A 15441-nucleotide genomic window follows, 5' to 3' on the forward strand; every position below is an offset into this window, starting at 1 on the left:
TTTGAAATGTCCAGATACAAGAAAAAATGCTAAAAAAAATAATAATCCCCCTTCTGTCTGCCTTCCTTTTTGGAGTCAATGCAACAGCGCAATATGCAACTAAACATTATATTGCGCCGTCGCCCTGGCAATATTGGAGTAATGCTAACGAAATTGTTATTTCTACAATTGCTTCGGGAACAGTAACCGTTGATTTGAAAAGAAGCAATGGAACAGCCATTACAACCCTAACTTTAACCTCAGCAACTCCGGTTTCTTATCGATTTGCTGGAGACCCAACAACACTTGTCAGAAACCCAATCAACAGTATTGCTTCAAATCGGGGTTTGATTGTGGAGGCGACCTCACCTGTTTCTGTAAATCTGAGAAATATCGCCTCAGACACCCCAGGAACAAGTAATGCAAACATTAAAGGAAATGCTTCGCTTGTCAGTTTTGGAAACGAAGGAGTTGGTCTGGCTTTTCGATTGGGTTACTATCGAAGCAGTTATACCGGATTAGCAAACGATGCTCCTGTTTATTCTGTAATGGCTATCGAAAATGGTACAGCGATTTACCTAAACGGAACCATGACAGCACTTTTGAATGCTGGTCAAAGTCGTCTTTTTGTAGCGCCAATGGGTTCTTTATTAACATCAGATAAACCTATAGTTGCCAATGTAGGCAGCTATGGAGATACGCCTCAGGCCTGTAACGGAAATGGAGAAGACGCTACCGTTGATCAGATTGCTCCGGTCAATATGCTTGGAAAACGTTATATGTTAGTTCGCGGTAACGGAACTCCGGGAACAAATGCTAACGATCCTGAACAAAGTACCATTATTGCTTCAGAAGCCAATACTACTGTACAAATGGTACATTTTGATGCCTCAGGAACTCAAATTGGAACCAGTACACAAGTTTTGACCAACGCAGGAAGCTATGTAACCATTCATCACGGAGATGCGCAAAATATGTATTCTTCAACCTTTGTCAATGCAGACAAACCCGTCGTAGTATATTCTGCAACAGCTGTAGACTGCGAAACCGATATTTCAACCGTTCTTCCAATCGGGGGATGTGCCGGTTCTAAAGATATCATTACACGAAAATTCATTAGTTACAACAATACAGACCTTCCTTATTTTGGATACACCATAGTAGAAAGTGCCACTGAACCCGTTTTTTTAAACGGATTAAATCTGGAAACTTTAACCGGAACTCCACGTGTACCCATTGGAAATACAGGTTTTTATATGCTTCGTTTTACCGATGTGAATATCGGAAAACCAACGGTAATCAATATAACTTCCAGCATGAGATTAACCACAAGTATCATTCAGCAGGGAGAAGGTTTCTCAATGTCTGGATTTTTCTCTGCTTTTAGTGATACACCTGAACCTCCCGCAAAAATAAATTCAACCAATACCTGTTCGGTCACCTTATCTACAACTCCCGGACTTGCTCCATATCAATGGTATCTGGAAGGAATTGCAATTCCCGAAGCTACTGCTGAAAATTATGATGCCGTAAAAACAGGAAACTATACGGTAGTAGCTACAAGAGACTGCGGACTTACAGCTCCTTCTGCTCCTGTTTTTATAACTTTAACTCCATGTTCTGATTTAAAAGTAGAAAAAGAAGTAAGTGCTATTTTGGGCAATCAGGCTACGTTTAAAATAACAGCATCCAATATCAGTACAAATGATGATACCAATGTTCGTGTTACAGACTTACTTCCGAGTGGTTATCAATTTGTGAGTGCGGCTCCAGGTATCGGAGCTTACAATAACACCACCGGAATCTGGACGATTGGTAATTTAACAGCCGGAAGTTCTCAAACTCTGACCATTGTTGCCACTATTCTAAATACTGGAAATTTTATCAATGTTGCTACTATTTCAGGAACGAATACAGATACTGATCTTAGCAATAATACAGCGCAGGCAATCGCTCAAATAAGTGCTTTGACACTTACAAAAACAGCTCAAAAAGACGTTTATTATAATGTTGGCGAAACTATTCTTTATGACTTAGTATTAACCAATAGCGGACAAACAAGCATCACTAATATTGTAATTTCTGATGCCAATGCCGATGCGGGAAGTATAACTCCCAATTTAATTTCGGCTTTGAATTCCGGTGAAAGTGTTACTATTTCAGCATCGCATACCATTACTTCAGCTGATGGTGTTGCGGGATTTGTAAGCAATCAGGCAACTGTAACGGGCGAAAATGCAGGAAATACGATTACCGTACTTTCAGATAATCCTAAAACTACGGCTATCAATGATGCAACGGTTACAACGGTTACTTTAAGTGCCGATTTGTTGGTTTCAAAAACCAACAATCAAACCATTTATGTTCCCGGAACCACTACCGTATACGATATTACAATTACCAATAATGGTCCTAGTAATGCTTTGAATGTTACGGTAAACGACCCAATTCCAGCAGGGATTACTACAATGAACTGGACTGGAAACGGAAAAAGCGGTAGTGGCAATCTAACTGATATTATTGGAAATATCCCCGTTGGAACCACAATTAGTTATAAAGTAACAGTTGTTATTCCGGACACTTTTAGCGGAAACCTTACCAATACTGTTGCTGTATCGGGTACAATTCCGGATCCAAACCCAACTTGTACAAGCTGTACCGATATTGATACCGAATGTACTCCGCCTGCTGTACAAACCCCTACTCCAATTACGGAATGTGATGACGCTGTTGCTGATGGTTTAAAAATAGTAAACCTGACTGCCAAAAACTCCGAAATCACAAATCAGGACACACAATTACAGGTAACTTACTATTTGAATTCGACTGATTATGCAAATGAAATTCCAATTGCAAATCCTCAGAATTTTCAAACTACAATTCCGTATTCACAAACCGTAATTGCTGAAATTTCAAATGCTATTGGATGTAAAATTTTTATCGATTTACAAATTCAGATTACAAAAAAACCTGAACCTGTTTCGCTTCTGCAAAAAACAATCTGTCAGGAGGATTTTTATGATCTCACCGTTTACGAACAGGAATTTTTGAATGGACAAACCGGAAACTCAATTTACGGGTATTTTAGAAGCAGAACCAATGCTGATAATAATTCAAATGTCATTTCAAACCCTAACAATTATACTATCAATTCAAAGTCAGAATCCATTTTTATTCGAGTGGAAAATGCAACAGGATGTTTTGCAGTTGCTGAATTGCGATTAAACATTATTCCTGTAAACGGAATAATGCTTTTGGAAAGATACACGATTTGTTACGACTCAAACGGAAACTTAATTGCTCCGGCAGTTATAGATACTGAACTTTCAACAGCCGATTATACCTTTAAATGGTACAAAGACGGACAATTACAAACTTCACAAAGTTCTTCTTTTACAGCTACTCAACCAGGAAATTATACTGTAGAAGTGACCAATAGTTTCAATTGTCCTGCAAAAAATGCCAGTACCAATGTGGTTATTTCTAATGGTCCGGAAAGTTTAAAAGCTTCTGTAACTTCAGAATATTTTTCGGATAATGCAATAATCGTAGCTACTGCAACAGGCAGCGGAAAATTTGTCTATTGGCTTGACGATGGCCCCGAACAGGAATTTAACACTTTCTATAATGTAAATGCCGGAACTCATTTGGTACATGTAAAAGATGCCGGAGGATGTGCCGGAATTTTAACGGTTGAAGTAAACGTAATTGATTATCCAAAGTTTTTCACACCAAACGGAGACGGTTATAATGACACCTGGAATATTACAAGTCTGCGGGAACAGCAAAAATCAATCATTTACATTTTTGACCGATACGGAAAACTTTTAACCTCTATTAAACCTTCTGATTCTGGCTGGGATGGAAGATACAACGGAAATACAATGCCCGCTTCGGATTATTGGTTTAAGGTAAATTATTTTGAAAACCAGACTGAAAAAGAGTTTAGAGCCCATTTTTCATTAAAACGATAAAAAAAATCAATTTCAATGACAATGGCAATAGCAATAGCAAATTTCAATAGCAATGAGAATATCAATTTCAATATAAATGGCAATTCAATGGCAATGCTTTGTTTGAATGAGAATTATTGCAAAATGAAGAATTATTAAAGATAAAAACATGAAAATTAAATTTTTGACAGTAGCACTTCTCCTTGCCGGTTTAGTCAGTACTGCACAACAAGATGCACAGTTTACGCAATATATGTACAATACAATCAACATCAATCCGGCCTACGCAGGTTCTAGAGAAGCTTTGAGTATTTTCGGGTTATATCGTACGCAATGGGTTGGACTTGACGGAGCGCCTGAAACCAGCAGTTTTTCTATAAATACACCTATAAATGACACTAATTTAGGAGTTGGAATTTCATTCATCAACGATAAAATCGGGCCGACAAATGAAAATAATTTCTCGGCAGATATCTCCTACTCTATTCAGGCTTCAGCAGATTATAAACTTTCTTTTGGTATCAAAGGAACAGCCAATTTATTCAATCTCGATATTAATAAACTGAATCCAAAAGATCAGGGAGATCCAAGATTTCAGAATGCAAATAATACCTTTTCGCCAAATATTGGAGCTGGTCTTTACCTGCATTCAGATAAGGCATATATCGGTTTGTCTGTGCCTAATTTTATAGAAACCAATCAATACAACGATAATGATGTCGCGATTTATAAAGAGAAAATCAATTACTACCTGATTGCCGGTTATGTATTTGATCTGGATCGTTATCAATACATCAGATTCAAACCTGCTTTATTGACCAAAATGGTTGAGGGTGCACCACTACAGGTAGATCTTTCTGCCAATTTTATGTTCTACGATAAATTTACAGCCGGAGTTTCCTATCGCTGGGATTCGGCAGTAAGTGCATTGGCCGGCTTTCAAATCTCAAACGGACTTTATTTAGGCTATGCATACGATCGCGAAACCTCAAAATTAAACAACTTCAATTCAGGATCGCACGAGATATTTTTACGTTTTGAATTCTTTAAAGGCAATAGCAACATTACAAACCCTCGTTTCTTCTAAAATACCCATCATGACAAAATACATACTTCACTGTTTACTGTTAAGCGTTTTTTCGTTTAATGCTTATTCACAACAGCAAAAGATAGCTTCGGCAGACAAAAAATACGATACGCACGCTTATGTAGATGCAATTAAAATTTACGAACATGTTGCTGAAAAAGGCTATAAATCTGAAGATTTATTTCAAAAACTGGGCAACTCCTTTTACTTCAATTCTGATTTTGAAAAAGCCGTAAAATGGTATGGTAAATTGTTTGCAATGGATACAGCAATAAAACCCGAATATTATTATCGCTATGCACAATCTCTGAAATCAACCGGAAATACAGCAAAAGCCAATGAAATACTGGATTTGTTTTATCAGAAATCAAAAAATGATTCGAGAGCCCAATTGTATCAGGCGGATAAAAATTATCTCGAAGAAATTAACGCTAATTCCGGACGTTACAAAATTGAAAATGCTTCGGTAAACAGCACCTATTCTGATTACGGAACTGCTTTTTATCAAAACAAAATTGTCTTTGCTTCAACCAGAGACAAAAGCATTTTTGGACAAAGAAAAGACAAATGGACGGGTGATTCGTATACCAATTTATACGAAGCCGATCTTGATGAAAATTTCAATTTAAGTGAACCTAAAAAAATCAATCGGGGAATTAATTCTAAATTTCACGAATCAACACCTGTTTTCACCAAAGACGGAAAAACAGTTTATTTTACAAGAAACAATTATATCGACGGAAAAAAGGGCAAAAACGAATCAAAAACCACTTTGATTAAAATATACCGCGCGACACTGGAAAATGATGAATGGACCAATATTATCGAACTTCCGTTTACCAGCAATAATTACAGTACAGCTCACCCTGCTTTAAGTTCCGACGAAAAAACATTGTATTTTGCCTCTGATATGCCGGGAACTATTGGTCAGTCTGATATTTTTAAAGTAACAATTAAGCCGAATGGAGAGTTTGGAACTCCTGAAAATTTAGGAAAGCCAATCAATACCGAAGGAAAAGAAACGTTCCCGTTTGTGACTGATGAGAACGAAATTTATTTTGCATCTGATGGACATCCGGGATTGGGTGGTTTGGATGTTTTTGTTGGAAAAATAACTCCTAACGGTATAACCGAAATTAAAAACATTGGTGCAGATGTCAATTCCACAAAAGATGATTTTGCTTACTTAATTGATTCAAAATCAAGAAGAGGTTTTTTTACTTCGAACAAAAACGGCGGATTTGGTTCTGATGACATTTATAAATTTACTGAAACCAAAAAATTAACCTGCGTTCAGGAATTACAAGGAACGATAATAAATCTGGCTTCCGGCGAAGTTTTATCGAATAGTACATTGACTTTATATGATTCAAAACTAAATCAGTTAATCAGTACAACCAATTCTGATGCAAATGGCCATTTTACTTTTGCTGTTGAATGTGGTACTGCTTACCATATCAGGGCCGAAAAAGAAACCTTTACGACTAAAGAAGAAAGCATTGTTATTGCAAAAGAAAACGGAACCACAAACCTGACAATAGCATTAGAAAGTCCTAAAGCCGAAGTAACTATTGGAGATGATTTAGGCAAATATGTGGGTATCAAAACGATTTATTTTGATTTGAATAAAGCTGATATTCGCCCAGAGGCTGCATTAGATCTGGAGAAAGTATTAGAGGTTTTAAAACAATATCCAACAATGAAACTAGATATACGTTCGCATACAGACAGCCGTCAATCGCATCAATACAATCAGATTTTATCTGATAAAAGAGCCAACTCAATCCTAAAATGGTTAGTCGATAATGGTATTTCAACAAGCCGATTAACCGGTAAAGGATACGGTGAAACCCAATTGGTAAACAAATGCGCCGATGGTGTAAAATGCTCTGAAGAAGAACATCAAATGAACAGACGAAGCGAATTTATTATTATCGAAATGTAAAACCTGAGACTATAATGGTCTGTATTTATAAAAATGGAGGGACTGTATTTTTTAACTTTTCCTTCATTTTTTATTTTAACACATAATTGTTTTAGGTATCTTCATTATTGTGTACTAAAAACATTCTAAATCGAAAATTTCTTCGGATTAAATAATACACAACCATCATATTTTAAAGAATTTTCATCAACTTTACAGCTAATGTTTTTATATTTCGGTTTTTTACATAATAATTTTTGACCATGATCATAAAAAATCAAACTGCTGAATTAGAAAAAGTACTGTCGTTTTTGAGCGAAATAGGTATTGATATTGTCGAAAAGCAACTGGAAACATCATTCCTCCCGGGATTAAGTTTAGGACCAAACTGTCTTTATATTGATTATGAAAAATTATTGTATCCCGGAGATATTCTTCATGAAGCCGGGCATCTGGCCGTAACAACTTCAGCCGAAAGAAATATTGTAGGCACAGATGAAATGGCTGCTGACTGGCCTTCTCAGGGTGAAGAAATGGGTGCCATTTTATGGTCTTTTGCCGCAGCAAAACATTTAGAACTACCTATTGAATTTGTCTTTCACCCAAATGGTTACAAAAACGAGTCAGAATGGCTGATTTCAAATTTCACCAGTGAAAATTATATAGGATTGCCTTTTCTGGAATGGACAGGACTTACCTTAAGTAAAGTAAACGCTACGAAAGAAAACAAAGAAGCTTTTCCTAAAATGTTAAAATGGCTAAGAGATTAAATTATGGATAAATCAGTACGCTCAATTAAATTTCCGATGTTTTTTGATCCTGAAAAACTTAAAGAGGATGTTCGTAAAATCATCGATAAAAAATGGACTAATCATTACAACACAAATGATTATTCCGGAAAATGGACCTCCATTGCCTTAATGTCACAAAACGGAAAATCAGATTCTATTTTTGCACTCCCAATAGGGGATGAAAAACTGGTTCCTACCGAAATTATGGAATCCTGTGTTTATTTTCAGGAAATTTTAGATAGTTTTTTGTTCGAAAAAACCGCTGTCCGATTGTTGAAACTAGACGTTGGCGCCGAAGTTAAACCGCACACCGACAATTGTCTGGGATACGAAGACGGCTGCTTCAGATTGCATATTCCGATTATTACAAATAGCGAAGTTGAATTTATTTTAGACGGAACCCGTTTGATTATGAACGAAGGCGAATGTTGGTATATTGATGCCAATTTTACCCATTCAGTTGCAAATCGCGGAACTGAAGACAGAATTCATTTAGTTATTGACGGAATACGAAATGACTGGACCGATGATTTATTTTTTAAAGAAGCCAGCCAAAATGAATTTGTACGCCCTGTCACAGAAGCTTCTAAAAAAGAAAAACAACTTATAATTGCGCAATTAAAACGCCTGAATCCACCTAATTTAGAAGATATTTTAAGAGATTTTGAATAACGATTATTTTTCAATTACGTAGTTTTCCATAACCAAAATATCCAAAGCTGTAATTTCAAATAAATACAGTGCTTCTTGGGGAGTTTCAACAATTGGCATTCCTTTTTTATTCAAACTAGTATTGAGTAAAACAGGTATTCCGCTTTGTTTATAAAATGCAGCAAGCAACTTTGTAAACTTTGGATTCCAGCTTTCTTCAACAGTCTGTACACGTGCAGATCCGTCACGGTGTGTGACATTTTTAAGATTTTCTAAATGTTCGGGCTTGGTTTTGTCTACCAAAATCATGTAGGGACTATTTCTTCCGTGTAAAAAATATTCATTTACTTTTTCTTTTAAAACTGCCGGTGCAAAAGGACGAAAATCTTCCCTGAATTTAATATCCAAATTAATATGGTCTTTCATTCCCTCAATTCCTGGATGTGCCAAAATGCTTCTTCGGCCCAGAGAACGCGGACCAAATTCTGATCCCGACTGAAACCATGCAATCGTTTTTCCTTGATTTAGTTTTTCTGCACAATAATTTACCATATCATTTTCATCCGAAAACTTTTTGAGATTGTATTTTTTATATTCAGGCTTTTCAAATGCTGATTCAATCTCAGGATCGCTATACGTTTTACCGAAACAAGTACTGCCATCATGCGTAACTTTAGGCATATTCAAATATTCAAGCCAGCCGTAAAATGCACAGCCCAGTGCCAGACCATTATCTGCGGCAGCGGGCTCAAAATAAATATTTTCGACTATTTTGCTGTCCTGAAGTTTTGCATTTGCAACAGCATTAAGCGCAACCCCGCCGGAATAACATAAATTTTTATGAGGAAATTTTTCCAGTCGGTTATGAATGCATTTTAAAACTGCTTTTTCAACCTGCTCCTGAGCCCATTTTGCTACATTCGCATAATAATCAAAATTATTTTTGAAATACTCATACCCTTCTGACGGATTCGTAAATTGGTTTTTCCAGTCTTCATTTACAAACAGATTACCTGATTTAAATTCAAAAGCTTCAAAATCATAGATTCCTGATTTTCCAAATGGTGCAAGTCCCATTAATTTCCCCACATCATCCATGTCTCCAAAAACATAATGACTTACAGAAGCATAAAAACCTCCGATAGAATGCTGTGTTGTTGGAAGCGAAAATAAACTCTCTGATTTTTCAGCCATTTTACTGAAATCCTTAATTAAAGGAGTTAAATTTTGCCCGTCAAAATGGTAAAAACTGTCTTTTTCGCAAACCATCTGAACTTCATTCAGAATTTCAGGACTTACATATTGTTTTTGTTCAGGATGTAATTTAAGAAACTGGTCAAGCGGACTTCCGCAGCCATCAATCACCATTACGGCACATTCAGAAAAAGAACAGGTTCCAACAGCACTGTAGGCATGAGCCAAATGATGTGAAATATCAATTATTTTCAAATCCGGTACTTCTGTAAAAAGTCTTTTCCCTTTAAATTGATTCCGATCGGGAATATCAAAATTTGCGCACTGCACTACGAGCGAAATATCTTTTAACTGAATTCCTTCGGCATCCAGACAATACTTAATTGCCAGATTATCATTTCCCCCATCATGCTTGATCCGGGTTAACCTTTCTTTTTCGATGCCTACACAAACACGTCCATCTTTTAATAAAACTGCCGATCCGTTGTGCGAAAGTCCGGTACCAAGAACATAAACAGGTGAATTCATTAAGTCAATATTTTTATAGTTTACTTTTCTAAACTACTAAAATAACTAAACTTAATTATCAATCGAAAGAATAAACTGAAGAATTTGCTGAATATTTAAGACATAATCAGGTGTTGTATTTTGAATGGCATGATTGGGCATGAAAGGCATTTCGGCAGAATCGGGATCCTGGATAATTATGGTTCCTCCTTCGTTCTTAACCGATTTTAATCCTTCTGTACCGTCAGCATTTGAACCAGAAAGTAAGATTCCTGTCAGCCTGTTTTTGTATACCTCAGCAGCAGATTCAAAAGAAACATCGATACTTGGCCTGCTGTAATTTATCTTTTCAGAAGTGTCGAGTGATAAAACATCATTTTTTTCAAACAATAAATGATAATTGGAAGGCGCAATATAAATGAAACCGGGTAAAAATGGTACTTTATCCTCAATTGGTTTTACATTGCTGCGTACTTTTAATTTTATAAGTTCCTCTAAAGTCTGATCATCCGTACTTTTTCGATGCAATACAATTACAACTGCAAAAGTTTTGATTACCGGCAATTGAGGTAAAATTTGCATTAGAACATTTAAACTTCCGGCAGAACCGCCAATTATGACAACTTTAAAATCCTGATTTATTTGATTTTCCTCCATATTTTTTCTTTCTCCACTTGTTTGTACTTGCTTTGGGATATCGAATACTTTATGGTTTCTTTTGTTCCCAAAGCCAAAAAACCTAACACGGACAGGCTTTCATCAAATAAATTGATTGCTCTTTTTTGCAAATCATTATCAAAATAAATCAGGACATTTCGGCAAAAAATCAAATCAAATTCATTGAATGAGGTATCTGAAACTAAATTATGTTGTGAAAAAACCATTTTTTTTGACAGTTCTTCGTTAAATTTTGCAATTCCATAATTGGCTGTATAGTAGTTTGAAAAATCTTCTTTACCACCGGAATCCCTGTAATTTTCAGAGTACTCTTTCATCATTCTTAATGGAAAAATCCCTTTTTTGGCCGTTTCCAAAACTGTTGTATTTATATCTGTTGCATAAATCAGGGATTTGTGCAGTAATCCGGCTTCTTTCAGTAAAATGGCTACCGAATAAACTTCCTCGCCTGTAGAACAGCCTGCGTGCCACAAACGAATAAAAGGTTTGGTGCCCAACAACGGAAGAATCTGATTTCGGATTACGGTATAAAAAGAAGGATCGCGAAACATTTCGGTAACATTTACCGTAATTTCGTCAACCATACGTTTATAATACTCTGAATCAGATCTTACTTTTGACAAAAACTCTTCAAAATAGGTAAATCCATCCAACTGATATATTCTGTTGACACGTCTTTTTAGGGACGCCCTGGAATAACTGCCAAAATCAAAACCATAATATTCATATACTTCATTGATTAGGGTTTCCAATTCAATATCTTCAATCATAACAACTTCAAATTTTGCTTAACAATGCAAGCAATTTATCTACATCAATTGGTTTAGAAATATAATCATCTGCACCTGCCTCCAAACATTTTTCCTTATCCCCAGTCATTGCCTGAGCCGTTACTGCTATAATAAAAGTTGATTTGTATAACGGAATTTTTTTGATTAACGGAATTGCTTCATAACCGTCCATTTCAGGCATCATCATGTCAATTAAAATTCCATCTATATTTGCATCAGCATTTAATATTTTTAAAGCTTCTTCTGCACTTAAGCACGATACACAATCGAATGATTTGGCACGCAGTGTATTTTCCAAAGCAAAAATATTCCTGGAATCGTCATCTATAATCAAAAGTCGTTTTTTGTCCATTTCAGCCTTGTTAAATTAAACTTTATCATACAGCCACACGCGCAGTAATGAAAGCAGCTGATCAATATCTACCGGCTTGGTAATATAATCTGAAGCTCCCGCTTTGATGCATTTTTCACGATCTCCTGTCATTGCTTTTGCTGTAACGGCAATTAATGGTAAAGTCAGAAATTTTGGATTGCTTCGTATTTTTTCTGCCGTTTCATAGCCGTCCATATTAGGCATCATCATATCAAGTAAAACAATATCTGTACTTGGGTTTTCTTCCAGTATTTTTATTGCTTCTTTACCGTCAAATGCCGTAATTACATTCATTTTAAATACTTCCAAAGCTTTTGTCAGCGAATAAATATTACGAACATCATCGTCCACAATTAAAACTGTCTTGTCCTGCAAAATATTATTGAGTAAATTTAGTTTTTTGTAATTTTCTTTTTTCCCTTCCGGTCCTTTGTTTTCTTCAACCAGATGCAGGAAAAGTGATACTTCATCGAGCATTCTCTGATACGAATGTGCCGTTTTAACGATTATTGAATCTGCATATTTTTTAATTTTTATTTCCTCTTTAATGGATAAACTTTTACCGGTAAAAACAATCACAGGAAGATTTTCCAGACCAGGATTTTTCCTGATGCCATCCAGAATTTCGTAAGACTGCTTATCCGGGACTCCCATATCCAGAATAACACAATCAACTTCGGTTTTATTAAGTGCTTTTAAGCCTTCTGCAACTTCGCTTTTAATTTCAGAATTAATATTATACGTTTCTAAAAAATAAGCTAATGCCTTCGCATGTTTAGGATTGTCCTCAATAATCAAAACTTTTTGTGATTCTTTGCTGATAATATGTTCTATCCGCATAAAAACTTCCGGAATTTTTTCAAATGTTACCGGTTTATCCAGAAAATCAACGGCTCCTTTTAATAAACTTTCCTGTTTCAGTTTATGAGATGACATGATGTGCACCGGGATATGCTTGGTTTGTGAATTATCTTTAAGCTCTTCCAAAATTTCCCAGCCACTTTTAACCGGAAGTTCAATATCCAGCAAAATACCAACCGGCTTATAAATCAACGCAAAATTTAATGCATAATCGCCCCGTACTGCTACAATTCCTTTATAACCGTTTTTCCTGCTGAAGGTCAATAATGATTTGGCAAAATTGATATCGTCTTCTACAATCAAAATTACTTTATCATTTTGTGAAATTGAATTCCGGTCATCTTCAATTTCATCGGGAATAATATTGCTGATATATTTCTTTTTTTGCTTTTCGGTTTCAGCAGTTTCAACCTGTTCAATTTCTATTGGAGGTGTTTTTTCTACTGTTACTTTTTTTATCTCAGAACCATACACCGGAAGACATAAGGTAAAAGTACTTCCCTCATTTACTTTACTATGCAGAATAATTTCGCCTTTAAGCAATTTTGCCAGTTCCCTGCTAATTGATAAACCTAAACCTGTTCCTCCATATTTTCTTTTGGTTGAACCGTCTGCCTGCTGGAAAGCTTCAAAAATCAAAGGCTGTTTGTCCAACGGGATTCCGATTCCCGTATCTTTTACAATAAAACAAATTATTTTGTCATCATCTTCATTGATCTTAATTTCTACACTTACTGACCCTTTTTCTGTGAATTTTATGGCATTCGAAATCAAGTTTTTAAGTATTTGCTCCAAACGCATTTTATCTGTTTTAATAACTACCGGTGCATCTTTGGCAATTATTTCAAAGTCAATTTTTTTCTCTTTTGCAACTACCGAAAATAAATTAGATAAATTATCTGTTATTTCCTTAGTTGAAATATCTAAAAATTCCAGTTCCATTTTACCCGCTTCAATTTTAGATAAATCGAGAATTTCGTCGATTAAACCCAACAAACTATTTCCTGAACTCTGAATCACTTTTGCAAATTCAATTTCTTCAGTACTCATGCCTTTGTTATTATTTTCAGATAATAATCGGCTCAATAACAAAATAGAGTTTAAGGGAGTCCTTAATTCATGTGACATATTTGCCAAAAATTCTGATTTGTAGCGTGTGGTAAGCTCCAGCGCTTCTGATTTTTTCTGAATTTCAGTGTTTCTTTCTTCGAGTAAAACACTGCGTTCAGATAATTCTTCGTTGGTTTGTTCCAGTTCTTCCTGCTGTACTCTCAGTTCTTCTTCAGATGCCTGTAATTTTTCGGTTTGGGTTTCTAACTCGGCATTCATTGCTTCGAGTTCACTATGCTGAATCTTTAATTCTTCGGATTGTGCCTGGGTTTCTTCCAACAGCTCTAAAACTCTTTTTCTGTTTTGGGTTGATTTTATAGCAATCGCAATATTATTGGAAACCGTCTGCAGAAATTCCAAATCAATTTCGGTAAATTCGTTTACACTAGCTAACTCAAAAGCACCTTCGATTTTAGTATCTATTAATGGTACTGCAACAATATGTTTCGGTTTTATTTCTCCTAAAGCATAGGTAATCTGAACATCACTCTCTGAAAAGGATTTTAATTCCAGTATTTTTCTTGAAACCACACATTGCCCGATTAATCCCTGCCCTTTTTTAATATGTTCTCTGTTCTTATTTGGAAGATAGCTGTAACCTGAAATTGCATATAGTTCATCTCCGTTAATTGCATAGATTACACCTGCACTGCTTTTGGTATACTGGCATAAAAATTCAATAACGTCTTTTGATAATTTTTCGAGTTCTTTATCCCCGATCATTACATTATTTAGTTGTGCGATTCCGGTTTGCAGCCATTCTTTCTGAGACAATAAATCGAAAGATGATTTTAAGGAAGCCCCCATACTATTTAGTGATTCTCCTACACTGCCCAAGGCATCAGATTTGGTATCATCGACCCTAATGTCATAATTTCCTCTTGAAATATTACCGGCAATGGTACTTATTGCATTGATTCTTTCGGCAGTTTCTCTGTCTTTTTTTTCTAATTCTTCCTGAAGAAATGAACGTTCATTATAATCTTTTAAAATACGCAATAAGAAAACAACTGTTATAACGAAAGCAATTATAAAAGCTGCAATTATTAAAATAAAACTATAATTGCCATATCGCTGTGAATTCTCATTTCGTTCTTTTAAAAGTATTTGTTCCGTGTTCTCAATATTTTTATAATAAGAACGTAATTCATCCATCATTTTTTTCCCTTCATTCAGGTCAAAAGTAACAGTTTGCTTGCCTAATCTCTTTTTAACAACCTGATTGTGCAGATATTTATAAAAAACAGCAGTTCTTGATTCTAATTCTTTTAAGTTTTTTTGTTGGGACGGATTGTCTACAGTAAGGTCATCAAGCTTTTCAAAAATCACATCCGATCTTTTTTCAGCATCATTGTACTGATCCAGAAATTGTTCGCTTCCGGTTATTAAATACCCGCGCATGCTCGTTTGGGCATCTGTAATTATGGACACTCCTTCATTCAGGTTATAAATTACTTCCTGCGTATGGTTTACCCAGTAATTACTGTTTAACAGGCTTCTTATACTTAAAAATGAAGCCATTGAGCTTATCATTAGTATCAA

General features: G+C 35.6%; 10 protein-coding genes. 5 read left to right on the forward strand and 5 right to left on the reverse strand.

The window, feature by feature from the left end; all coding sequences use genetic code 11:
• Nucleotides 1-26 precede the first annotated feature (26 nt).
• The 5 genes from GWR14_RS19230 (at nt 27) to GWR14_RS19250 (ending at nt 8406) form a co-directional block, all read left to right on the forward strand.
• Nucleotides 27-3953, forward strand: a complete 3927-nt coding sequence (locus GWR14_RS19230) for a T9SS type B sorting domain-containing protein (protein ID WP_163410766.1) — start codon at nt 27-29, stop codon at nt 3951-3953.
• Between the two features lie 148 nt (nt 3954-4101).
• On the forward strand, nt 4102-5019 hold the full coding sequence (locus tag GWR14_RS19235; RefSeq protein ID WP_163410767.1) for a PorP/SprF family type IX secretion system membrane protein: 918 nt from the start codon (nt 4102-4104) through the stop codon (nt 5017-5019).
• Nucleotides 5020-5029: 10 nt separating this feature from the next.
• A complete protein-coding gene (locus GWR14_RS19240) occupies nt 5030-6964 on the forward strand; it encodes an OmpA family protein (RefSeq protein ID WP_163410768.1) in 1935 nt (644 codons plus the stop codon).
• Nucleotides 6965-7206: 242 nt separating this feature from the next.
• Nucleotides 7207-7713 carry an MBL fold metallo-hydrolase gene (locus tag GWR14_RS19245; RefSeq protein ID WP_163410769.1) on the forward strand — a complete coding sequence of 169 codons (507 nt, stop codon included), beginning with the start codon at nt 7207-7209 and terminating at the stop codon, nt 7711-7713.
• A gap of 3 nt (nt 7714-7716) precedes the next feature.
• Nucleotides 7717-8406 carry an aspartyl/asparaginyl beta-hydroxylase domain-containing protein gene (locus GWR14_RS19250; RefSeq protein WP_163410770.1) on the forward strand — a complete coding sequence of 230 codons (690 nt, stop codon included), beginning with the start codon at nt 7717-7719 and terminating at the stop codon, nt 8404-8406.
• A 3-nt stretch (nt 8407-8409) separates the two neighbouring features.
• On the opposite strand, the gene GWR14_RS19255 is transcribed toward GWR14_RS19250, so the two are convergent.
• From GWR14_RS19255 to GWR14_RS19275, 5 genes are read right to left on the reverse strand one after another with little or no spacing between them, the layout of a single operon-like run.
• Complete coding sequence (locus GWR14_RS19255) at nt 8410-10107, reverse strand: carbamoyltransferase family protein (RefSeq protein WP_163410771.1); 1698 nt, start codon at nt 10105-10107, stop codon at nt 8410-8412.
• Between the two features lie 51 nt (nt 10108-10158).
• The gene (locus tag GWR14_RS19260) at nt 10159-10743 is read right to left on the reverse strand and encodes a chemotaxis protein CheB (protein ID WP_163410772.1); all 585 of its coding nucleotides are present in this window, start codon (nt 10741-10743) and stop codon (nt 10159-10161) included.
• Complete coding sequence (locus GWR14_RS19265) at nt 10725-11534, reverse strand: CheR family methyltransferase (RefSeq protein WP_163410773.1); 810 nt, start codon at nt 11532-11534, stop codon at nt 10725-10727. Before GWR14_RS19265 ends, GWR14_RS19260 begins: the two co-directional genes overlap by 19 nt.
• Nucleotides 11535-11541: 7 nt before the next feature.
• Nucleotides 11542-11907 (reverse strand): response regulator, encoded by a 366-nt coding sequence (locus tag GWR14_RS19270; RefSeq protein ID WP_163410774.1) that lies wholly within the window; start codon nt 11905-11907, stop codon nt 11542-11544.
• A 15-nt stretch (nt 11908-11922) separates the two neighbouring features.
• Nucleotides 11923-15420, reverse strand: a complete 3498-nt coding sequence (locus GWR14_RS19275) for a response regulator (protein WP_246236352.1) — start codon at nt 15418-15420, stop codon at nt 11923-11925.
• Nucleotides 15421-15441 lie beyond the last annotated feature (21 nt).

Origin of the sequence: Flavobacterium ajazii (genome assembly GCF_010614725.1) — a bacterium.
GTDB lineage: Bacteria > Bacteroidota > Bacteroidia > Flavobacteriales > Flavobacteriaceae > Flavobacterium > Flavobacterium ajazii.